This window comes from Burkholderia sp. AU16482 (assembly GCF_002223285.1).
Lineage (GTDB): Bacteria > Pseudomonadota > Gammaproteobacteria > Burkholderiales > Burkholderiaceae > Burkholderia > Burkholderia semiarida.
Genome location: NZ_NKEY01000009.1, coordinates 273,030 through 292,171, shown reverse-complemented (window position 1 = coordinate 292,171; position 19,142 = coordinate 273,030). Strand labels below are relative to the sequence as shown.

Genomic DNA, 19,142 nt, shown 5'->3' with positions numbered 1-19,142 from the left:
GGCTTCACGCCGCGTGCTTGCGTCGCGCGGCGGTCTTCTTCGCCGCAGGCTCGCTCGCCGCGCGTTTCGCGGTGCCGCGCTTCGCCGCGGTTTTCGTCGCCGCGCCTTTCGACGCGGATTTCGAGGGCGACTTGCGGCGCGACGATGACGACGATGACGCCTCCTCTTCCGCTTCGTCGCGCTCGTCACGCAGATCTGCCGCGCGCGCGCCGGCGCCGCCCTTGAGGCTGCGCTTCAGCAGCTCGGTGAGATCGACCACGTTGGTCGCCGCGCGGCCCGTCTGCGCGGGCCGGTCCTCGATCTCCTCGACCTTGCCCGCGCGCACCTTGCGCTCGACCAGTTCGAGGATGTCGTCGCGAAACGTGTCGTGATATTCGTCGGGCGTCCATTTGCCGGACATGTCGTCGATCAGCTTCTTCGCCATCGCGAGTTCGCGCGCGGTGACGCCCGCGCCCTTCGCGTCGTCGGCCGGCACCGACAGCTCGTCGAGCGGCCGCAGTTCCTCCTGCCAGCGCAGCGTATCGAGCGCGAGCATCGGCCCGACCGGGATCAGCGCGCCCAGGTGCTGGCGGTCGCGCATCACGACGAGCGCGATGCCGATCTTGCCGCTGTCCTTCAGCGCGTCGCGCAGCAGTGCATAGACCTTCTCGCCCTTGCGGTCCGGCACCAGGTAGTACGGCGTGTCGAGATAGAGGAACGACACGGCGTCCTCGTCGACGAAGGTCAGGATGTCGACGGTCTGCGTCGATTCCGGGTTCGCCGCGCGGATTTCGTCGTCGGTCAGCACGACGTAGCGCTCCTTCTCGTACTCGTAGCCGCGCACGATGTCCTCGCGCGTGACCTCCTTGCCGGTGCGCTTGTTGATCTGCCGATAGCCGATCGGGTCCATCGAGCGCTTGTCGAGCATCCGGAACGACGGCTTCACGGTGCGCGTCGCCGGAAACAGTTGCACGGGCACGTGCACGAGCCCGAAGCTGATCGCGCCTTTCCATATCATCCGCGGTGCCATGCTGTTCCTCCTTGCCCGATGCGCGCCCGCCCGAGGGCAGGCGCGCCGTCCGGCGCGAACCGCCGCCGGCCCTATGCCGGTAGTTCCGCCGCCTGCTGTTCGCGCGCCCACACGCGATGCTGGCCGAGGTGATCCGACAGCGTGTTCAGCACCTTGTCGAGATCGACGGCCTGCCCGACGCACACGCCTTCAGCCGGATCCGGCAAGTGCGCGGCGCTGAGCAATTGCCGCCCCGAGCCGACGGCCGCGATCGGCTTCAGGTGCTTGAACGCCTCGCGCACGAAATGGCGGGCGTCGGCGCTGTGCGCGAGATCGCGGCCATCGCCGTCGCCGCCGCACACGAACACCGCGTCGAACATCACCGACGGCATGCCGGCGAGCGTCGCCTCCGGCACGATGCCGCCGATCGGCGCGAGCGTCGGCGCGACGATCGTCGGCACCGCGTGCGCGGCCTGCAACGCGTCGCGCACCTGCTCGACGAGCACCGGGTTCACGCCCGGCGTCGCGATCAGCGCGATCTTGCGCGAGCGGATGCCGGGCTTCGCGCGGCCGACCAGGCTCAGCGCCGGCGAGGGCCGCGGAACGGCCGGCGTCGCGGCCGCCTGCGGCGCGGGCAGCCCGAGCCGTTCGGCGACCTGCGCGGCGAGCCCCGCGTCGAAGCGCGCGATGATTTCGTTGACCACCCGCTCGCGAATGTGCGGCTGCGTCACCTTGCCGAGCTCGAAGCAGTACGCGTCGCGAATATGCCGCTGCTCGATCTCGGTCATGCTCTGGTAGAACAGCGCGGCTTGCGAGAAATGATCGGCGAACGATTCGCTGCGCACGCGCACCTTGTGGCCTTCGAGCGGCTCGGGCACGGTCTCGAAGCCGCCGCCGGACGGCGCGGGCGGCGTCTCGCGCGGCCAGCCGCCGCTCGTCGAGTTCGGCTCGTACGACGCCTGCCCGACGTTGATCGTCTGCCGGTGCATCGCGTCGCGCTGGTTGTTCGCGAACGGGCACACCGGCCGGTTGATCGGAATCTCGTGGAAGTTCGGGCCGCCGAGCCGGCTTAGTTGCGTATCGGTGTACGAGAACAGCCGCCCCTGCAACAGCGGATCGTTCGTGAAATCGATGCCCGGCACCACGTGGCCCGGGTGAAACGCGACCTGCTCGGTCTCCGCGAAGAAGTTGTCGGGGTTGCGGTTCAGCGTCATCCGGCCGATCGGCCGCACCGGCACGTGTTCTTCCGGCACGAGCTTGGTCGGGTCCAGCAGGTCGAAGTCGAATTTGTCGGCATCGTCCGGATCGATCATCTGCACGCCGAGCTCGAACTCCGGATAGTCGCCGCGCTCGATCGCCATCCACAGGTCGCGCCGGTTGAAATCCGGGTCGTGGCCGGCGATGCGCTGCGCCTCGTCCCACAGCAGCGAATACGCGCCGCTCACGGGCCGCCAGTGGAATTTCACGAAACGCTCGACGCCGGCCGCGTTCACGAAGCGGAACGTGTGCACGCCGAAGCCGTCCATCGCGCGATAGCTCGCCGGCAGCGCGCGATCCGACATCAGCCACAGCACCATGTGCGTGGTTTCCGGCACCAGCGACACGAAATCCCAGAACGTGTCGTGCGCGGACGCGCCGGTCGGCATCTCGTTCGGCGCCTCGGGCTTCACCGCATGCACGAAGTCGGGAAACTTGATCGCATCCTGGATGAAGAACACCGGCATGTTGTTGCCGACGAGGTCGTAGTTGCCTTCCTCGGTATAGAACTTCACCGCGAAGCCGCGCACGTCGCGCACGGTGTCGGCCGACCCGCGCGGCCCCTGCACGGTCGAGAAGCGCACGTACACCGGCGTTTCGACGGCCGGGTCCTGCAGGAACGCGGCCTTCGTGTAGTCGGCCATCGGCTCGTAGACGCGGAACACGCCGTGCGCGCCCGAGCCGCGCGCGTGCACCACGCGCTCCGGAATGCGCTCATGATCGAAATGCGTGATCTTCTCGCGCATGATGAAGTCTTCGAGCAGCGACGGGCCGCGCGCGCCGCCTCGCAGCGTATTCTGGTTGTCGGCGATCCGCACGCCCTGGTTGGTGCGCAACGCCTCGCCGTCGGGCCGCGCACGGTTCGCTTCGAGCTGGCGCGACTTCGCGCTGTCGTGCGGCTGCGTCGGGGGCGTCTTGCCGGCGGATGGGGGATTCGTCATCGTCAGGTGTCCTCTTGGTATTCGAATGGGGAGCCGCCATGCACGCCGGCGCGCCGCGGCGCGCGCGTGCGAACGGCGGGGAAAGCCGGCCCGGCGCCCGATGGGCGCCCGCGGGCCGGCGGCGTCAGGGCGCGCGCAGCGCCGCGTCGAATTCGACGGCCGTCACGTCGAGCGCCACGTTGCATTCGATCACGGCATCCTCGACGCGCGGCTTGTGCTCGTCCACCGCGCGCCGCGCGCGGTCGCACAGTTGCGTGCGCACGCGCAGCCGGTCGGCCGTGTCGAGCAGCGCGTACCGCTCGATCACGTCCGCATCGAACCGCATGTCGACCGTGCAGCGCCATTCGCGCGCATCCTCGTCGGAGGGCACGCGCACCCACGATACGTGGATCGTCAGCCGGCCCGACGCGTCGTCCTCGTGAACGACGACGGTCGACTGCGACGGAAAGCCGATCGCGAACGCGTGCTCGAGTTCCGCGACGCGCCGCGACCGGTCGGGCGCGACCGTCATCGGCGCACGACCCCCAGCAACAGCGTGACCAGGAAGATCACGACGAAGATGTAGAACAGGATCTTCGCGATCTCGGCCGCGCCGGCGGCAATGCCGCCGAACCCGAACACCGCCGCGATGATCGCGATGACGAAGAAGATGATGGCGTATCGAAGCATGGAACCCTCCTGGATGACAGCGGTCGTCACTAAACGTCGGCGGCGCTCACGCATCGTGCTTGTGTTTCGGTTTGCCGTGCGTGGGCGTGGAAGCCATTTTCTCGAGCTCTTTCTCGCTCATCGACTTGGCCATCGATTTCGACGGCGGCTTCAGGTCTTTCATTTTCGTGTCACCGCGCTTGGCCGACAGCGCGGCCCCTGCGGCGCGCTGCTGCGCCTGGGATTTGGCTGGCATGATTGCGCTCCTCTCGTTGGCGCGAGCCGACGCGACGGACGGCGCGCGCGTGGTTGGAACAATGAGGCCGTCACGCGGCGTCGCGGCGCCGCAGGTCGGCCGGCGGAATCTTCATCGCCTGGCGATACTTGGTCACCGTCCGACGCGCAAGAAGAATGCCGCGGCCCGCGAGATTTTCGGCGAGCGCGACGTCGGACAGCGGATCGGTATGCCGCTCGGCCGCGATCATGTCGCGGATCAGCACCTTCGCGGCGGAGGCCGAGCACACGCCCTTGCCGGCCGCCTCGAGCTTGCGCGGGAAGAAATGCTTGAACTCGAACGTGCCGTGCGGCGTGGCCATGTACTTGTTGCCGGTCGCGCGCGACACGGTCGATTCGTGCAGGTCCAGTTCCTCCGCGATATCGCGCAGCACCAGCGGCTTCATCGCGATCTCGCCGTAGCGGAAGAAATCGCGCTGCCGCGCGACGATGCATTCGCCCACGCGCTGGATCGTGTCGAAGCGCTTCTGCACGTTGCGGATCAGCCAGCGCGCTTCCTGCAATTGCTGGCCGAGCGGCGAATCGCGCTCGCCGCTCGATTGCGCGAACAGCGTCGCATAGCGCTCGTGCAACCGCGCACGCGGGAGCACGGCCGGATTGATCGTGACGATCCATTCGTCGCGCACCTGACGCACGATCACGTCGGGCACCACGTAGTCGCCGCGCGTGCTGCCGTAGTGATTGCCGGGGCGCGGGTCGAGCCCACGCACCAGCGCGCAGGCGGCCTGCAGCGTCTGCTGATTGCAGCCGAGGCGCCGCTGGATTTCGGCCGTCTCGCGGCGCGCGAGCCGCTCCAGATGCTCGCGCGCGATCGCTTTCGCTTCCGCGAGCGCCGGCGTGCCGGCCGGAATCGCGTCCAGTTGCAGCACCAGGCATTCGGATAACGAACGAGCGGCGATACCCGGCCGGTCGAGCATCTGCACGAGCCGCAGCGCGACCGCCAGATCCTGCTCCGACAGCAGCCACGCGGGATCGGCGGCGACCAGCAGTTCAGGGAGTTCCTGCCGCAGGTAGCCGTCGTCGTCGAGCGCATCGATCACGAGGCGCGCGGCCTCGCGATCACGTTTGTTGAGCGGATAGAGCCGCAGCGCATCGTGCAGTTGCTGATGCAGCGACGGCTCGGCGGCCATCCATTCGCCGGGCGACAGCCCGTCGGTGTCGTCGCCCTGGCGGCTCGTGCCGCGCGGCGCGGGCGCGGCGGTAAACGGCACCTCGCCGTTCGGCGGGCGCATTTCGTCGCGCTCGGGCGCCGTTTCAGGCGCGGCCGCTTCGGTCGGTTGCTCGGGGGTGGCGGCAGCGGTTTCGTCGTCGCCCGGGCCGTCTTCGAGAAACGGGTTCATGTCGAGCGCCTGACGCAATTCCTGTTGAAATTCGAGCGAGGACAACTGCAGCAGCCGCAGCGACTGCTGAAGCCTCGGCGTGAGTGCGAGATGCTGTCGCATCTGCAGCGCAAGCGAGACGGGCATCAAAAGCCTCCTGACGGTTCGGTTCGGGTGTGTCTTCTACCGAACGTCATGCAGCATCCGTGCCAGCCGCGCGAAGCGCGGCAGGGCGCGGCTCTCGGGGGTTCGCACCCCGTGTCGCCCCGCGCCGGAGCCTGCCTTTTTACAAGGCCGGGGCAAGTTTGGGGGCACGTATTTCGCTCGGGCAAACGCGGCCCCGCCCTGGGCTGACTGCCCGTCCTCATTCGCATCGATGCGGTCGCCCTACGACCGGTCGAGTAAAGCGATCGACGATTCGGGCAGATGGCGCCGGATGCTCGTGCGGATTCGCCATCGCGTTGCCCCGGCCGCATCGCGGTGCCGCATGCCGTGGCGCGGCGCCACACCGCAACGTCCTGTCAGTACTGCATCGGCGGCGGCGTGCCCGGCAGCGGCCGATCGCCCTGCGTGCCGTTCGGGCCGGGCGGCGGTGCGTCGACCGGTTCGCCGACGGTTGCGCCCGGCGGCATCGTGTTGCCCGGTGACGGACGCGTGTCGTAGCGCGTGTTCGCGTCCGGCATCGTCGTGGTCGATTGCGCGCCGCGGCCGTCGGGCGGCGCGGGCGGCGCCGCGCGCGTGCCGTACGGGCCGCCGGCCGGTTGCGTGCATGCGCCCAGCGCGCACGCGGCGGCCAACGCACACGCGCCCACGCGGATCGTCTGGATCGTGTTCATCGAACGCTCCTCCCATGGCTGCGGGCCGCGCCGTGGCGGCGCGGCTCAGAGCCGGTTGAAATGGAAATCGCCCGCGTACGCGGTCGGTGCGCGGCGCGCCATCATCGTGTCGAATTCGGCCGCGACGCGCGCGAGCGTGCCGCGTTGCCGGCCGACGTCGGCCCGTTCGAGCGCGGCGAATGCATCGCCGTCGAACGTCACGGTCAGCGACGCCGGATGGCCGTCGACGCGAAAGCCGATATGCAATGCGCCGGCCGGTTGCTCCTCGACATGGAACGGGATCGCGCGCGCCTCGAAATGGCGGCCCAGCGTTTCGGCGATGTCGCGCAGCAGGCCGGGTTTCACGCGGATGCTCATCGCAGGCCCTCCCTTGCCGGTGTCGTTCGCGACGCCGCGCTCACCGGCGGCGCCCGCACCGGCGGCTCGCGCGACGGCGGATCGCGTTCCGGCGGCGCATGCCCGGGCGGATCGCCCTCCGGCTGCCGGTACGGCTCGGGCATGTCCGGCGGCACGTCGTCGGGGTCGGGCGGCTCGGGGTCCGGCTCGATGTCGGGAAGCGGCGGTTCGGGCCGTTGCAGCCACTGCGCGGGTTCGTTTTTCATCGGCAATTCCATCGTTGCGGGATTCGGTCGGGATCGGCGCGACAGCCGCATGGCGAGGATTCGCAAACCGCATGCCGTGCGGCCGGGCCGCCCGCACACGGAGATCGCACGGGGACCGCGCGGGAATCGATACGCGGGCGGATACACAGCCGCGCGGTGCGGCGCGAAGCGCCATGCCTTCGCTACACCGTTCGCTGAAAATCTTGCAAGCGCGCCGCTACGCGTCATAGGCGGCCATCACCAGCCACAGCTCGCGGCCGTCGTCGCGCACGCGCGCGGCGAGCGCGTACGGATCCGACGGCTCGCACGCCCGCTGCAGCGCGAAGCGCGCGGGCTCGGTCGCGCCGAACGTCTCGTCGCCGAGCGGCCGCACGTCGGCCTTGCCTTCGAACATCCGGCGCTCGGGCCGGTAGATCAGCGGCTCGCGCTTCCACGTATCGAAATGGCTTTTCACCGAATCGAATCCGCCCCCGCATACGTTGATCTCATAGCGCACGCCTGGTCGTCGTTTCGGAATCATCGTCGTGCCTCCGCTTGATGTGTGCGCAGCAGACACGCCGTCGCGCCTGCGTCGTCATGGTCGTCTGCCTCGCTGCGGCAAGTCGCGTGCCGGGGGGCGAACCGGGAACGCCGGTTGCGACACTGGCGCATCATCGTCACCGATACGGAGCACCGTCATGAAGGAGTCGACCCGGCCCGGCCAGAACGCACCGGCGCACGAGCGGCAGCCCGACCCGCAACCCCCGCTGAAGGATCAGGACCGCACGCGCACGCGCCATTCCGAACGTCACATCGACAAGCAGCTCGAGGACACGTTTCCGGCGAGCGATGCGCCCGCGACGGGCGGCGTGACGCGCATCGAACCCGACACGCCGCCCGGCACGCACGACGACGGGCCGTGGCAAGACAAACGCGATCGCGATGACGCGTGACGCGGCGGCCGCGCGCACGGCATGTGCTTTGCTGAATCCGGCGGCCGCATCGGCCCATTGCTACACACTGCTACACCTACCCGCAAGGAGAATTGCATGCATCGCGTCAACGAAATCATGTCGCAGGACGTCGTGCGGATCTCGCCGACCGACTCGATCCGTCACGCCGCCCAACTGATGGAGCGCTACGACATCGGCGCGCTGCCCGTGTGCGACAACAACCGGCTGGTCGGGATGGTGACGGACCGCGATCTCGCGGTGCGCGCGATCTCGGCTGGCAAGCCGCCGGAGACGCGAATCCACGAGGTGGCGTCCGGCCCGATCGAATGGTGCTTCGACGACGATTCGCTGGACGAGATCCAGCACTACATGGCCGACGCGCAACTGCGCCGGCTGCCCGTCGTCGATCACGACAAGCGACTGGTCGGCATGCTGTCGCTCGCCGACATCGCGACGCGCACGGCGAGCCCCGAGCGCGACGACGTGGCGAACACGCTCGAAGGCGTGTCGCAACCGAAGCAGACGTGACGAAGCGATTCCCGCTTCGCCCTGCCCACCCCGCGCGACCCGCAGGGCCCGCCCCGGGCACGGTCGCGCCCCACGCAGCCTGGAGGAAACCATGCAGACTTCCAATCAAGGTCAGACCCGCATCATCGGCAAGGGCGCCGCGACGGCGGCCGGCCCCGGCCCCGACGTGATGGCGGCCGATACGCTGGAAGGCGACAAGGTCTATACGACCGACGGCGACGACGTCGGCAAGATCAAGGACATCATGCTCGACGTGCGCTCCGGCCGCATCGCGTATGCGGTGCTGTCGAGCGGCGGCATCCTCGGCATCGGCGACAAGCTGCACGCCATTCCGTGGAGCGCGCTGACGCTCGACACCGAGCGCAAGTGCTTCCTGCTGTCGGTGTCGTCCGAGCGGATCCGCAACGCGCCGGGGTTCGACAAGGACCATTGGCCGGCGATGGCCGATCCGCAATGGGCCGAGCCGCTGCACGAGTTCTACGGCAGCACACCGTACTGGAGTGCCGGCGACGAGCTCGGGCTCACCGACCCGACCGAGGACCTGAACGATCCGCGCGGCCGCCACTGAGCGCGCCACGACGTGGCGCCGGAGCGCCGGCGCCTTTGATGCGACACGCCCCGCTCCGCGCGGGGCGTTTTTTGTCCGCCGCGCCGTGCCGGCAGGTGCCGCACCCCGCGCGCCGCCAGCCTTTTTACAAGGGGCGTGTAACGTCCCCGTCCGGCTTCGCGGCACCGCCGCTTGCCGATTCGAGGTAGCCCAGCAGCCGGTGCGGCGTCAGCGGCTTCGCGCAATGCGCGTCGAAGCCGGCTTCCTTCGCCTGTTCCTGATCCCGCCGCGACGCGAGCCCGCTGCACGCCACCAGCAGCATGTCGGCCGTTTGCGGATCGCCGCGCAGTCGCGCCGCGAGTTGCAGCCCGTCGAGGCCCGGCATCGCGATGTCGAGCACGACCGCGAATGGCTGCCAGTCGCGCGCGACGTCGCACACCGCGAACGGATCGTCGGCAACCCGGCACTCGAAGCCGCGCGCCTCCAGCAGCAGGCGCAGCGCATCGGCCGCTTCGCGATAGTCGTCGACGACCAGCACGCGGCGCGGGCGGCGCGGCACGCTGTCGGGCGCGCGCCACAGCAGCACGTCGTCGGCGGCCGGATCGTCGCCGGGGTCGGGTTGCATCGTGCTTCTCCTGTCGTTGGACCGGTTTGCCAAGCAAGGCGCGCGCCCATATCGACCGAGTGCGGCATGCCGGTTGCTGTCTCTTTCGCATCGCCGACACAGGAGTCTTTCATGCGCACGATGCGGCTTCCCGCGCCCGCTCTGCTTCCCTCCGCCCGTGCGACAGCACGCGCGCCGGCATGTTCCGCGCAACCGCGGCGCGCCGCTTGCCCGGCCCGGGCCCGGGGCGCCGCATGACGCGCAAACCGCCCGCGCGCCCGGCATCCACGCCGCCGCCGACCGACGACGATACGCCGGCCACGCTCGACGCGTGCCGCCGCTGCACGCTGTGGGAACACGCGACGCAGCCGGTGCCGGGCGCCGGGCCCGTCGACGCGCCGATCATGCTGGTCGGCGAGCAGCCGGGCGACCAGGAGGACCGCGCGGGCCTGCCGTTCGTCGGCGCGGCCGGCCGCATGCTCGATCGCGCACTCGACGAAGCCGGGATCGAACGCTCGCACGTCTACCTGACGAATGCGGTCAAGCACTTCAAATGGGAGCCGCGCGGCAAGCGGCGGCTGCACAAGACGCCCGCGCAGCGCGAAGTGGCCGCGTGCCACTACTGGCTCGAGCGCGAGCTCGAAGCCGTACAGCCGCGCGTGGTGGTCGCGCTCGGCGCGACGGCGCTGCGCGCGGTGCTGCAGGACAACGACGCGACGCTCGAGCGCACGCGCGCGCCGGTGCGCACCGAGGACGGCCGGCTCGTCGTCGCCACCTATCATCCGTCGTACGTGCTGCGCACGCGCGGCGCCGATTCCCGCGAACACGCCTACCGCACGCTGGTGGACGCATTGCGCACGGCGTCGCGCCTCGCGCGCGAGCGGCGCCACGGGGGCGGCCGCCCGTCGCACGGGGACGCCGGATGAGCGGACTCGACGAAGACGCGCGGCCGGCGACCGAAGCGCCGCCGCCCGCCGCGAAGCCGTGGTACCGGCGGCTCGGCCCCGGCCTGCTCGCGGGCGCGTCGGACGCCGATCCGAGCAACGTCGCCGTCTACGCGCAGGCCGGCAGCCAGTTCGGTTTCAACATGCTGTGGATGATCATTGTCACGCTGCCGATGATGGTCGCGGTGCAGCTCGCGTCGGCATTCATCGGCCGGCGCAATCGCGAAGGGCTCGTGGCCGGCATCCGCGAGCATTTTTCCGATCGCGTCGCGAAGACGTTGATCGTGATGGTCGTGATCGTCAACGTCGTGAACGTCGGCGCGGATCTCGCGGCGATGGGCGATGCGACGGCGCTCGTCGTCGGCGGCCGCAGCTACTGGTATGCGCCGCTCTACGGGATCGCGTCGCTCGCGTTGCAGGTGCTGCTGTCGTACGAACGCTACGCGCGCTGGCTGAAATGGATGACGCTCGGCCTGATCGCGTACGTACTCGAACTCGGCTTCGTGCACATCGACTGGGCCGGCCTGCTGCATGCGATCGTGCTGCCGCAGATCGCGTTCACGCATGCGTATGCGACCACCGCGGTCGCCGTGCTCGGCACGACGCTTAGCCCATACCTGTTCGTGTGGCAAGCCGCGCTCGAAGTCGAGGAAACCACGGCCGAGCAACAGGACGGCGAGCGCAGCACGCGCCGCGAGACCGAGCGGCGCATCACGTTCGACACGTGGACCGGCATGATCGTCACCAACGCGGTGTCGTTCTGCATCATGGTGATCGGCTCGGCCGTCTTCTTCGCGCGCGGCCGGCACGACATCGGCAGCACCGCGCAGGCCGCGGAGGCATTGCGGCCGATCGCCGGCGAAGCCGCGTTTCTCGTATTCGCGTTCGGCATCGTCGGCTGCGGGCTGCTCGCGATTCCCGCGTTCGCGGGCAGCGCTGCCTACGGGTGCGCGGAAGCGTGGCGGTTCCGCGAAGGGCTGAACGAGCCCGTGAAGCGCGCGCCCGCGTTCTACACGGTGCTGGCGCTGTGCGTGATCGTCGGCATCGCGATCTGCTTCGGCCCGATCGACCCGATCCGCGCGTTGTACTGGAGCGCGGTGCTCAACGGCATCGCGGCGGTGCCGATGCTCGTGCTGGTGATGCTGCTGTCGCGCAAGCGCGATGCGGCCGGCCAGCCCGGCAGCGGGCCGGTGTCGAAACTGTTCGGCTGGCTGGCGGTCGTGCTGATGGCGGCGGCGGTGGCCACGATGATCGTCGATCTGCTGACGTGATCGACGGAACGGAGATGAACGAGGTTGCGTGCGCAACCTTCTCGACCAGCAAGCGGGCGGCCGCGCCGCCCGCTTGGCCCGCGATATTACATCATCTTGCCGCGCGAGCGCTCGGCACGCGCCGCATCGGCGGCGGACTCCACTTTCTTCACTTCCTCCGGCGGCGGGAGCACCGCCTTGAAGCCCATCGACTCGATCCACATCTCGCGCGCCCAGCCACGCGTGTGATACAGGTGATGATCCTCGTCGGCCTCGACTTCATCGTGCGCGGCCTTCAACACCTTCGCAGCGTTACTGTCGGGCAGTTGATCTGCCGCGTAGCCGATCAGCTCCCAGTTCAGGTGGTCCTTGGTTTCGGCCAGCACCACGCATTCGGCCGCGACGACCTGCGCGACCGCCGGGTCGGCCTGCTTCTTCGCCTGCTCGATCACCTGCACCAGCGACTTGCCGGTCGCCGCCACCGCGGCGCGCCCCGGCGACTGCGTATCCGGGTCGAGGCCGAGCGTTTCGAATACCTTGCGCAGCACCTCCTGGTGATGCAGCGTCTCCCGATGGTACTTCTCCCATTCCTTGTGCAGGTCCTCGTCGGTCGCGCACTGGAGCGCGGCCTCGTAGATCTGCGCGCCGCCAAGCTCGGTCTCGTATGCCTGGCAGAGCAGTTCGAGGATACCTTCGTGCTTCGATTGCCGTTGGGCCATGACTGCTTCTCCGAAAAAGCGGGCCGCACGTGCGGCCCAGGGGTGGAACCGGGCGCGCGTTATTGCGCGCCCACCTTGCGTGCGACCGTTTCCGCCATGCTCAGGTGATGCTTGAGCGTCGGCAGCGTGGATTTCGCGAACGCGCGCAGTTGCGCGTCCTTGCCGTCGCGCGCTTCGTCTTCGAACAACGCGACCGCCTTCCTGTGCGCATCGGGGCCGGCCGCCGCGAGATAGGCGGTGTCGAAGTCGTGCCCGCGCTTGCCGCGCAGCGCCTCCACGTCGGGGTCCGAGATCGTGTCGACCTGCGGCTTCATGCCCTTGCGCGCAGCGATCTCACTGAGCTTCGCGTTCGCCTTGCCGTGGTCCGCGACCATCCGTTTCGCGAATGCCCGCACGTCGGCCGACTGCGCCTGCTTCAGCGCGAGCTGGCTGGCCTGCACTTCCGCCTTGCCGGCCATCGCGGCCTTGTCGACGAATTCCGCGTCGGCGCCCTTCGGCGCTTTCGCGATGCCGGGGTCGCCCGCGGCGCCCGCGCCCGACGACGGATTGATCACGCCGCCCGGCACATGCGAATTCGACGCGGGCGGCTCGCTCGGCATCTGCGCGCGGGCGAGCGCCGACACCGCGAGCACGCCGGCGGCGAGCGCCGCGATCGTCCAGTTGGGTTGTCTCATCTGCTTTCTCCTGGTACTTGCGTGGAAACGGCCATCAGCCGCCGACGATGGAGCCGCCGTTCGGGTGCAGCGTCTGCCCGGTCATGTAGCTCGCGCCTTCCGACGCGAGCAGCACGTAGCAGCCGATCAGTTCGTCCGGCTGGCCAGGCCGCTTGAGCGGCACGTTCGAGCCGAATTTCTCGACCTGCTCCGGCGTGAACGTCGACGGAATCAGCGGCGTCCAGATCGGCCCGGGCGCGACCGCGTTCACGCGGATGTCGCGCTCGGCCAGCTCGATCGACAGCGAGCGCGTGAACGCGACGATCGCGCCCTTGGTCGCCGAGTAGTCGGGCAGCTTCGGGCTGCCGTGATACGCGGTGACCGACGCCGTGTTGACGATGCGGCCGCCCTGCTTCATGTGCGGCAGCGCGGCCTGCGTGCAGAAGAACATGCCGTACACGTTCGTGCGGAACGTGCGTTCGAGCTGTTCCTCCGACACGTCCTCGATGCCCGGCTGCGGATGCTGCTCCCCTGCGTTGTTGACGAGCACGTCGAGCCGGCCGAGCCGCTCGACCGTGCGCGCCACCGCGTCGCGCGCCTGCCGGCGATCGCCGACGTCGCATGCGATCGCCTCGCAACGCCGGCCGGCCTGCTCGATCAGCTTCTTCGTGTGCGCGGCATCGTCGGATTCCTTCAGGTAGACGATCGCGACGTCCGCGCCCTCCTTCGCGAAACCGATCGCCACGGCGCGGCCGATCCCGCTGTCGCCGCCCGTCACCAGCGCGACCTTGCCCGCGAGCTTGCCGCTGCCAACGTAGTCGGCCGCCTCGTCGCGCGGCTTCGGGTGCATGTCGCGCTCGGTGCCCGGCTGATGCGACTGTTTCTGCGGCGGTGGAGTCTGTGCGGTGGTCATGTGTTCCTCCTTGAACGAATGCCGTCGATGCTGCGCAAACGGCGTGCCGCGCGCGGCGCACGTCGGCCCGCGCGCGCCGGCCGGGTTTCGACGGTGTGCTTTGCAAGCGCTTGGAAAAAAGGGCGTATTCAGCGCGGCACGTCGGATGGCGCTTCGTCGGGCCGGCGCACCGGATCGAAATCGCGCCATTCGCCGTTCTGCCAGTCGCCCTCGACGCGCTCGATCGACTTCGCGCCGGTCGCGCGCAGCACGTCTTCGGCGGCCGTCGCAGTGTCGGGCGTCACGCGCGCGGCGAGGATCACGCCGGTTTCGCTCTGCGCGAGCGTGCCCTTGCCTTCGGCCTGCTCGCCGCGCATCCGGCCGAGCGCGCCGCCGAATGCGCCGAGATAGGCGCCGGCCAGCGCGCCGGCGGCCGGCACGAACCAGTAGCGCAGGCCGACCGCATACACGATCAATCCGGCCACGACGCCGATCAGCAGCCCGCGAATCGCGCCGATCATCGCGCCGCGCCCGCCCGGTTTCGCCGCCGTGTCGGCATACACGTCGCCGCCGATCGGGAAGCGCGCGTGCTGGCCGCCGGGGTTCAGGAAGAAGATCGACACGTCGTCGGGCCCGAACGCGCGCTCGTAGAGGTGACGCGCCCCACCTTCCGCTTCATCGAACGTCGTGAAACGGCCTGCGACGATCATCGCCATGGTCGTGCTCCTCGTGATGGGTGCGCCGCGCGCTCGCGCACGCGGCGCGACGGGACGGCACTTACATCAGCCGCCCGAGTTCCTTCGATACCGATGCGGGCGTGTCGTACTCGCGCTCCGGGATCTTGCGCAGCATGTCGAGCACCTCGCGGTCCGCATGCGCGCGTTCCGCGCACTGCACGACGTCCGACTTGCTCGCCGGGTAGTCCATGCCCTTGAGCGCCTTCTGCACGTCGACCGGGCTCGGCGGCTTGCCGTGGCCCGTCTGATGGCCGCCCTTGTCGTGGTCCTGCTGCGTGCGCTCGCCTTCGTGCGCACGCGAGTGGCTGTATTCGTGGCCCGTATGTTGTCGGGATGTCATGAAAGCCTCCTTGGAAAATGAACGAAAATCACGCGGACGGACGGCGTGCGCGCGCGAACGCGGCAAACATCAGCGCCGCCGCGCCGAGCGCGACCGCGCCGGCAACCTTCGGCCGCTGCACCACCGTGTTGTACGCACAGCTGCGCAGCACGGGGCCTTCCATGCCTTCGCGCTCGTGCAGTGCATGGCGCGAGTCGTACAGCGCGTTGTCGTCGCGCGGCCGCGCGGGCCGCACCGTGCGCTGGCCGCGCGAGAACAGCGTGGCCGCCACGCGATCGAACAGGCGCGGCGCGTGGTACGCGCTCGCAGACGTGAACTTCGCGGCGCCGCCGACGAACAGCGTGCGGCGCGGATGCGCGGCCGCGAACAGGATCGCGTCGGCCACCAGGTCGGGGTCGTAGATCGGCGGCGGCAGCTTCGCCTCGACGTTCATGTAGTTCTTCGCGTGCATCACGAACATCGTGTCGATCGCGGCCGGCTTGATCAGCGTGACGGAAACCGGCAGGTGGTCGGCCTCCATCTCGAGTCGCAGCGAATCGGTGAAGCCCTTCACCGCGTGCTTCGATGCGACGTACGCGCTTTGCAGCGGCACCGGCGCGTCGGATGCCTCGCTGCCCATGTTGATGATCGCGCCGCCATGGAAATCGCTCTTGCGCCGGAAATGGTCGGCCGCGACGAGCGAGCCGTGCACGACGCCCCAGTAGTTGGTGTCGAACAGCCGGCGCTGATCCTCGAGCGGCACCTGGGCCGCCGTCCCGAAGATCGACACACCGGCATTGTTGACCCAGGTGTCGAAGCCGCCGTACGTATCGGCCGCCGTCGCGGCCGCGCGCTGCAGATCCTCGATGTTGCCGACGTCGCCGGCGACCGGCACCGCGAGGCCGCCGTGCTGGCGAATTTCCTCGCACAGCGTGTTCAGCGCGTCCTCGTTGCGTGCGAACAGCACGAGCTTCGCGCCCCGCCGCGCCGCCTTGCGCGCGGTGACGAGACCGATGCCGCTCGTCGCGCCGGTAATCACGATCGTCTGTTCGCCGACCGGTTTGAGCATGCAGTTCATCGCTGGACTCCTGTGACGGTCGACGCGCGGTTATTTGGGCCGGATGGTCAACTGGTCGCGCACGTCCTGCACGCCGTCGACCTGCTTGACGACGCCGACGGCCTGCGTGCGCTGCTGCTCGTCGGGCACGCTGCCGGTGAGCGTCACGGTGCCGTGCCGGGTCTTCACGTGGATGTCGCCGGCCGACAGGCCGCTCGTGCCGACGAGCTCGGCCTTCGCCTTGGTCGTGATCGTCGCGTCGCGGATTTTCGTGCCGGTGCTCGAACGCGACGACGACGTCGACGACGATGCGGCGCCGTCGTCGCCGGCGGCGACCGCGTTCGGCGCGACGACCATGCACGCGGTGGCCGCGGCGATCGCGACCGCCATGCCGGTGCGCAGCGCGCGTTGACGGCGGATTCGCGGGGAGCGGGCTGGTAGCGGGGATACCTTCATCGTGACCTCCTTTTCGTCAAGCCGGACGCGCCGGCAGGTGAACGGGAGCCGCGCAAGTCGCGTGCCGCGCCGCGTGCGCCGCATGCATGCACGCCAGCGCGATCAGACGCCCTTTCATCCAACGCGTTGTAATTTTTTCGGCACACGGGGAAGCGGTTTTCCCCGCAATGCAGCGGGCATGCCGATTGCCGAGCGACGGGTAACGGCGGCCCGTGTGCGCGGCCCCGATATCGGGAGCAAGACCATGCAAAGAATCGCGTTGATCAGTGAACATGCATCGCCGCTGGGGGTGATCGGCGGCGTCGATGCCGGCGGCCAGAACATCTATGTCGCGAACGTCGCGAAGCAGCTCGAGGAGCGCGGCCTCGACGTCGACGTCTACACGCGCTGCGACAATCCGCACTTGCCGGAAGTCGTGCCGATCGGCCCGCGCATGCGCGTGATCCACGTGCCGGCCGGGCCGCCGACCGACGTGCCCAAGGAGCGGCTGCTGCCGTACATGGGCGCGTTCGCGCAGTACATGATCGCGCGCATGCGGCGCGAGCCCGACCCCGTCGACGTGATGCACGCGAACTTCTTCATGTCCGGCGACGCCGCGCTGCGCGTGAAAAAGGCGCTCGGCATCCCGCTCGTCATGACGTTCCATGCGCTCGGCCGCGTGCGGCGGCTGCACCAGGGCACGGCCGACGGCTTCCCCGACGCGCGCTTCGCGATCGAGGACACGCTCGCGCGCCGCTCGGACCGCCTGATCGCCGAATGCCCGCAGGACGCGCTCGACCTGACGACGCACTATCGCGCCGACACCGCACGTATCGAGATCGTGCCGTGCGGCTTCGACGCGCGGGAATTCCGGCCGGTGCCGCGCGTCGATGCGCGCGCACGCCTGGGTTGGCCGCAGGACGCATTCGTCATACTGCAACTGGGCCGCCTCGTGCCGCGCAAGGGCATCGATACCGTGATCGACGCGCTCGCGCGCATGCCGCGCGATCCGCAACGGCCGACGCACCTGTACGTGGTCGGCGGCAGCCAGCCCACGCCCGACCCCGCGCGCGACCCGGAACTCGCGCGGCTCGCCGCCTTCGCGCACGCACTCGGCATCGCGAACCGCGTGACCTTCGTGGGCCGCCGCGATCGCGACGCGCTGCACCTGTACTACAGCGCGGCCGACGTGTTCGTGACGACGCCGTGGTACGAGCCGTTCGGCATCACGCCGGTCGAGGCGATGGCATGCGCGACGCCGGTGATCGGCAGCGACGTCGGCGGCATCCGCACGACCGTCGACGACGGCGCCACCGGCTATCTCGTGCCGCCTCGCGACCCGGCCGCGCTGGCCGCGCGCCTCGTGCAACTGCGCGCGCAACCGGACCTGTGCGCGGCGCTCGGCCGCGCCGGCTACCTGCGCGCGCACCGCTTCTACACCTGGCAAGGCGTCGCCGACCGGCTCGTCGACATCTACCGCGACGTCGCCCGCGCGCAGCGCGCCGGCACGTCGGCGGCCACCGGCCGGCGCACGCCGGTCGGCACCACGCAAGGCGTGCTCGCACACCGCAAGGAGAATACGTAATGAAGGGCTACGATCGAAAACGCGTCCTCGTCACCGGCGGCGCCGGCTTTCTCGGTTCGCATCTGTGCGAGCGCCTCGTGACGGAGGGCCACGACGTGCTGTGCGTCGACAATTTCTACACGGGCACGAAGGACAACATCGCGCACCTGCTCGATGCGCCGAACTTCGAGCTGATGCGGCACGACGTGACGTTTCCGCTCTACGTCGAAGTGGACGAGATCTACAACCTCGCATGCCCTGCGTCGCCCGTTCACTACCAGCGCGACCCCGTGCAGACGACGAAGACCAGCGTGCACGGCGCGATCAACCTGCTCGGCCTCGCCAAACGCGTGAAGGCGCGCATCCTGCAGGCATCGACGAGCGAGGTGTACGGCGACCCCGACGTGCATCCGCAGGACGAGCACTATTGCGGCCGCGTCAATCCGACCGGCATCCGCGCGTGCTACGACGAAGGCAAGCGCTGCGCGGAGACGCTGTTCGCGGACTATCACCGCCAGTACGGCGTCGACGTGCGGATCGCGCGGATCTTCAATACGTATGGCCCGCGCATGCATCCGGCCGACGGGCGCGTCGTGTCGAACTTCGTCACGCAGGCGCTCGCGGAACAGCCGTTGACCGTCTACGGCGACGGCAAGCAGACGCGCTCGTTCTGCTACGTGGACGACATGATCGACGCGTTGATCCGGCTGATGGACGAAGCGGGCGACGCGAGCGAGCCGGTCAACCTCGGCAGCGACGTCGAGATCGCGATGATCGACGTCGCGCGGGAAGTCGTACGAATCGTCGGTGCGACGGTGCCGATCGAGTTCCGGCCGCTGCCGGCCGACGATCCGCGCCAGCGGCGGCCGAATCTCGCCGCCGCGCAGAAGCGGCTTGGCTGGCGCGCGACGACGACGCTCGCGAACGGGCTCGCGCATACCGCGCGGTACTTCATTCAACGCCAGGTCACGCACCACACGCCCGGCGATCTCGTGCGCAGCACGCGAATCGCGTCGCATCTGCTCGCGCAGGTCCATACGCAGAACCGGCCGGCACCGACCACCTGACGGGCGGCC

Annotated in this window: 25 protein-coding genes; 7 read left to right on the top strand and 18 right to left on the bottom strand. The window is 69.4% G+C overall.

Annotated features, from left to right (window positions below):
• Nucleotides 1-4: 4 nt before the first annotated feature.
• From CFB35_RS31845 to CFB35_RS31800, 10 genes are all read right to left on the bottom strand, one after another.
• Complete coding sequence (locus tag CFB35_RS31845; RefSeq protein ID WP_059575035.1) at nt 5-1,009, bottom strand: Ku protein; 1,005 nt, start codon at nt 1,007-1,009, stop codon at nt 5-7.
• A 71-nt stretch (nt 1,010-1,080) separates the two neighbouring features.
• A complete protein-coding gene (gene katE / locus CFB35_RS31840) occupies nt 1,081-3,186 on the bottom strand; it encodes a catalase HPII (protein ID WP_089466129.1) in 2,106 nt (701 codons plus the stop codon).
• A 124-nt stretch (nt 3,187-3,310) separates the two neighbouring features.
• Nucleotides 3,311-3,697 carry a DUF3022 domain-containing protein gene (locus CFB35_RS31835; RefSeq protein ID WP_060310432.1) on the bottom strand — a complete coding sequence of 129 codons (387 nt, stop codon included), beginning with the start codon at nt 3,695-3,697 and terminating at the stop codon, nt 3,311-3,313.
• On the bottom strand, nt 3,694-3,855 hold the full coding sequence (locus CFB35_RS31830) for a DUF1328 family protein (RefSeq protein ID WP_006498332.1): 162 nt from the start codon (nt 3,853-3,855) through the stop codon (nt 3,694-3,696). The genes CFB35_RS31835 and CFB35_RS31830 overlap by 4 nt, the downstream gene beginning before the upstream one ends.
• A 46-nt stretch (nt 3,856-3,901) precedes the next feature.
• Nucleotides 3,902-4,090, bottom strand: a complete 189-nt coding sequence (locus CFB35_RS31825) for a DUF3008 family protein (protein WP_006498333.1) — start codon at nt 4,088-4,090, stop codon at nt 3,902-3,904.
• Between the two features lie 70 nt (nt 4,091-4,160).
• Nucleotides 4,161-5,594, bottom strand: a complete 1,434-nt coding sequence (locus tag CFB35_RS31820; RefSeq protein ID WP_059575032.1) for an RNA polymerase factor sigma-54 — start codon at nt 5,592-5,594, stop codon at nt 4,161-4,163.
• Nucleotides 5,595-5,968: 374 nt separating this feature from the next.
• The gene (locus CFB35_RS31815; RefSeq protein ID WP_059575031.1) at nt 5,969-6,283 is read right to left on the bottom strand and encodes a hypothetical protein; all 315 of its coding nucleotides are present in this window, start codon (nt 6,281-6,283) and stop codon (nt 5,969-5,971) included.
• Nucleotides 6,284-6,328: 45 nt separating this feature from the next.
• Nucleotides 6,329-6,640 (bottom strand): hypothetical protein, encoded by a 312-nt coding sequence (locus CFB35_RS31810; RefSeq protein WP_059575030.1) that lies wholly within the window; start codon nt 6,638-6,640, stop codon nt 6,329-6,331.
• The gene (locus CFB35_RS31805; RefSeq protein WP_059575210.1) at nt 6,637-6,885 is read right to left on the bottom strand and encodes a hypothetical protein; all 249 of its coding nucleotides are present in this window, start codon (nt 6,883-6,885) and stop codon (nt 6,637-6,639) included. Before CFB35_RS31805 ends, CFB35_RS31810 begins: the two co-directional genes overlap by 4 nt.
• Before the next feature lie 217 nt (nt 6,886-7,102).
• Nucleotides 7,103-7,405, bottom strand: a complete 303-nt coding sequence (locus CFB35_RS31800) for a hypothetical protein (protein ID WP_059575029.1) — start codon at nt 7,403-7,405, stop codon at nt 7,103-7,105.
• Nucleotides 7,406-7,562: 157 nt separating this feature from the next.
• Between CFB35_RS31800 and CFB35_RS31795 the strand changes: the two genes are divergently transcribed.
• The 3 genes from CFB35_RS31795 (at nt 7,563) to CFB35_RS31785 (ending at nt 8,913) form a co-directional block, all read left to right on the top strand.
• Nucleotides 7,563-7,817, top strand: a complete 255-nt coding sequence (locus tag CFB35_RS31795; RefSeq protein WP_059575028.1) for a hypothetical protein — start codon at nt 7,563-7,565, stop codon at nt 7,815-7,817.
• Between the two features lie 96 nt (nt 7,818-7,913).
• Entirely contained in the window at nt 7,914-8,345 is a 432-nt protein-coding gene (locus CFB35_RS31790) for a CBS domain-containing protein (RefSeq protein ID WP_059575027.1), read from the top strand.
• Nucleotides 8,346-8,436: 91 nt separating this feature from the next.
• Nucleotides 8,437-8,913 carry a PRC-barrel domain-containing protein gene (locus tag CFB35_RS31785; RefSeq protein ID WP_059575026.1) on the top strand — a complete coding sequence of 159 codons (477 nt, stop codon included), beginning with the start codon at nt 8,437-8,439 and terminating at the stop codon, nt 8,911-8,913.
• A gap of 124 nt (nt 8,914-9,037) precedes the next feature.
• On the opposite strand, the gene CFB35_RS31780 is transcribed toward CFB35_RS31785, so the two are convergent.
• A complete protein-coding gene (locus CFB35_RS31780; protein WP_059575025.1) occupies nt 9,038-9,517 on the bottom strand; it encodes a response regulator in 480 nt (159 codons plus the stop codon).
• 233 nt (nt 9,518-9,750) lie between these two features.
• On the opposite strand from CFB35_RS31780, the gene CFB35_RS31775 reads away from it, so the two are divergent.
• Nucleotides 9,751-10,422 carry a UdgX family uracil-DNA binding protein gene (locus CFB35_RS31775; protein ID WP_059575208.1) on the top strand — a complete coding sequence of 224 codons (672 nt, stop codon included), beginning with the start codon at nt 9,751-9,753 and terminating at the stop codon, nt 10,420-10,422.
• Nucleotides 10,419-11,711, top strand: a complete 1,293-nt coding sequence (locus CFB35_RS31770; RefSeq protein ID WP_059575024.1) for an Nramp family divalent metal transporter — start codon at nt 10,419-10,421, stop codon at nt 11,709-11,711. The genes CFB35_RS31775 and CFB35_RS31770 overlap by 4 nt, the downstream gene beginning before the upstream one ends.
• An 86-nt stretch (nt 11,712-11,797) precedes the next feature.
• On the opposite strand, the gene CFB35_RS31765 is transcribed toward CFB35_RS31770, so the two are convergent.
• The 7 genes from CFB35_RS31765 to CFB35_RS31735 form a co-directional block, all read right to left on the bottom strand.
• Entirely contained in the window at nt 11,798-12,409 is a 612-nt protein-coding gene (locus CFB35_RS31765; protein ID WP_059575023.1) for a DUF892 family protein, read from the bottom strand.
• Between the two features lie 59 nt (nt 12,410-12,468).
• The gene (locus tag CFB35_RS31760) at nt 12,469-13,083 is read right to left on the bottom strand and encodes a DUF4142 domain-containing protein (protein ID WP_060967421.1); all 615 of its coding nucleotides are present in this window, start codon (nt 13,081-13,083) and stop codon (nt 12,469-12,471) included.
• Between the two features lie 34 nt (nt 13,084-13,117).
• Entirely contained in the window at nt 13,118-13,975 is an 858-nt protein-coding gene (locus tag CFB35_RS31755; RefSeq protein WP_059575021.1) for an SDR family oxidoreductase, read from the bottom strand.
• A 128-nt stretch (nt 13,976-14,103) separates the two neighbouring features.
• Nucleotides 14,104-14,670 (bottom strand): hypothetical protein, encoded by a 567-nt coding sequence (locus tag CFB35_RS31750; protein WP_059575020.1) that lies wholly within the window; start codon nt 14,668-14,670, stop codon nt 14,104-14,106.
• Nucleotides 14,671-14,731: 61 nt separating this feature from the next.
• Nucleotides 14,732-15,031 (bottom strand): DUF2795 domain-containing protein, encoded by a 300-nt coding sequence (locus CFB35_RS31745; RefSeq protein WP_034209262.1) that lies wholly within the window; start codon nt 15,029-15,031, stop codon nt 14,732-14,734.
• Nucleotides 15,032-15,059: 28 nt separating this feature from the next.
• A complete protein-coding gene (locus tag CFB35_RS31740) occupies nt 15,060-16,088 on the bottom strand; it encodes an SDR family oxidoreductase (protein ID WP_059575019.1) in 1,029 nt (342 codons plus the stop codon).
• 30 nt (nt 16,089-16,118) lie between these two features.
• The gene (locus CFB35_RS31735) at nt 16,119-16,523 is read right to left on the bottom strand and encodes a BON domain-containing protein (RefSeq protein WP_059575206.1); all 405 of its coding nucleotides are present in this window, start codon (nt 16,521-16,523) and stop codon (nt 16,119-16,121) included.
• Nucleotides 16,524-16,767: 244 nt separating this feature from the next.
• Here CFB35_RS31735 and CFB35_RS31725 point away from each other — a divergent pair, with 244 nt between their 5' ends.
• Both CFB35_RS31725 and CFB35_RS31720 read left to right on the top strand, forming a co-directional pair.
• Nucleotides 16,768-18,087 (top strand): glycosyltransferase family 1 protein, encoded by a 1,320-nt coding sequence (locus CFB35_RS31725; protein WP_089466128.1) that lies wholly within the window; start codon nt 16,768-16,770, stop codon nt 18,085-18,087.
• Nucleotides 18,087-19,133 carry a UDP-glucuronic acid decarboxylase family protein gene (locus CFB35_RS31720; protein ID WP_059575017.1) on the top strand — a complete coding sequence of 349 codons (1,047 nt, stop codon included), beginning with the start codon at nt 18,087-18,089 and terminating at the stop codon, nt 19,131-19,133. The genes CFB35_RS31725 and CFB35_RS31720 overlap by 1 nt, the downstream gene beginning before the upstream one ends.
• Nucleotides 19,134-19,142: the final 9 nt, after the last annotated feature.

Excerpts from the sequence above, each read along its gene's own strand:
- CFB35_RS31845 (WP_059575035.1), bottom strand. The coding sequence starts at position 1,009 with ATGGCACCGCGGATGATATGGAAAGGCGCGATCAGCTTCGGGCTCGTG.
- katE (WP_089466129.1), bottom strand. The coding sequence starts at position 3,186 with ATGACGAATCCCCCATCCGCCGGCAAGACGCCCCCGACGCAGCCGCAC.
- CFB35_RS31835 (WP_060310432.1), bottom strand. The coding sequence starts at position 3,697 with ATGACGGTCGCGCCCGACCGGTCGCGGCGCGTCGCGGAACTCGAGCAC.
- CFB35_RS31830 (WP_006498332.1), bottom strand. The coding sequence starts at position 3,855 with ATGCTTCGATACGCCATCATCTTCTTCGTCATCGCGATCATCGCGGCG.
- CFB35_RS31825 (WP_006498333.1), bottom strand. The coding sequence starts at position 4,090 with ATGCCAGCCAAATCCCAGGCGCAGCAGCGCGCCGCAGGGGCCGCGCTG.
- CFB35_RS31820 (WP_059575032.1), bottom strand. The coding sequence starts at position 5,594 with ATGCCCGTCTCGCTTGCGCTGCAGATGCGACAGCATCTCGCACTCACG.
- CFB35_RS31815 (WP_059575031.1), bottom strand. The coding sequence starts at position 6,283 with ATGAACACGATCCAGACGATCCGCGTGGGCGCGTGTGCGTTGGCCGCC.
- CFB35_RS31810 (WP_059575030.1), bottom strand. The coding sequence starts at position 6,640 with ATGAGCATCCGCGTGAAACCCGGCCTGCTGCGCGACATCGCCGAAACG.
- CFB35_RS31805 (WP_059575210.1), bottom strand. The coding sequence starts at position 6,885 with ATGAAAAACGAACCCGCGCAGTGGCTGCAACGGCCCGAACCGCCGCTT.
- CFB35_RS31800 (WP_059575029.1), bottom strand. The coding sequence starts at position 7,405 with ATGATTCCGAAACGACGACCAGGCGTGCGCTATGAGATCAACGTATGC.
- CFB35_RS31795 (WP_059575028.1), top strand. The coding sequence starts at position 7,563 with ATGAAGGAGTCGACCCGGCCCGGCCAGAACGCACCGGCGCACGAGCGG.
- CFB35_RS31790 (WP_059575027.1), top strand. The coding sequence starts at position 7,914 with ATGCATCGCGTCAACGAAATCATGTCGCAGGACGTCGTGCGGATCTCG.
- CFB35_RS31785 (WP_059575026.1), top strand. The coding sequence starts at position 8,437 with ATGCAGACTTCCAATCAAGGTCAGACCCGCATCATCGGCAAGGGCGCC.
- CFB35_RS31780 (WP_059575025.1), bottom strand. The coding sequence starts at position 9,517 with ATGCAACCCGACCCCGGCGACGATCCGGCCGCCGACGACGTGCTGCTG.
- CFB35_RS31775 (WP_059575208.1), top strand. The coding sequence starts at position 9,751 with ATGACGCGCAAACCGCCCGCGCGCCCGGCATCCACGCCGCCGCCGACC.
- CFB35_RS31770 (WP_059575024.1), top strand. The coding sequence starts at position 10,419 with ATGAGCGGACTCGACGAAGACGCGCGGCCGGCGACCGAAGCGCCGCCG.
- CFB35_RS31765 (WP_059575023.1), bottom strand. The coding sequence starts at position 12,409 with ATGGCCCAACGGCAATCGAAGCACGAAGGTATCCTCGAACTGCTCTGC.
- CFB35_RS31760 (WP_060967421.1), bottom strand. The coding sequence starts at position 13,083 with ATGAGACAACCCAACTGGACGATCGCGGCGCTCGCCGCCGGCGTGCTC.
- CFB35_RS31755 (WP_059575021.1), bottom strand. The coding sequence starts at position 13,975 with ATGACCACCGCACAGACTCCACCGCCGCAGAAACAGTCGCATCAGCCG.
- CFB35_RS31750 (WP_059575020.1), bottom strand. The coding sequence starts at position 14,670 with ATGGCGATGATCGTCGCAGGCCGTTTCACGACGTTCGATGAAGCGGAA.
- CFB35_RS31745 (WP_034209262.1), bottom strand. The coding sequence starts at position 15,031 with ATGACATCCCGACAACATACGGGCCACGAATACAGCCACTCGCGTGCG.
- CFB35_RS31740 (WP_059575019.1), bottom strand. The coding sequence starts at position 16,088 with ATGAACTGCATGCTCAAACCGGTCGGCGAACAGACGATCGTGATTACC.
- CFB35_RS31735 (WP_059575206.1), bottom strand. The coding sequence starts at position 16,523 with ATGAAGGTATCCCCGCTACCAGCCCGCTCCCCGCGAATCCGCCGTCAA.
- CFB35_RS31725 (WP_089466128.1), top strand. The coding sequence starts at position 16,768 with ATGCAAAGAATCGCGTTGATCAGTGAACATGCATCGCCGCTGGGGGTG.
- CFB35_RS31720 (WP_059575017.1), top strand. The coding sequence starts at position 18,087 with ATGAAGGGCTACGATCGAAAACGCGTCCTCGTCACCGGCGGCGCCGGC.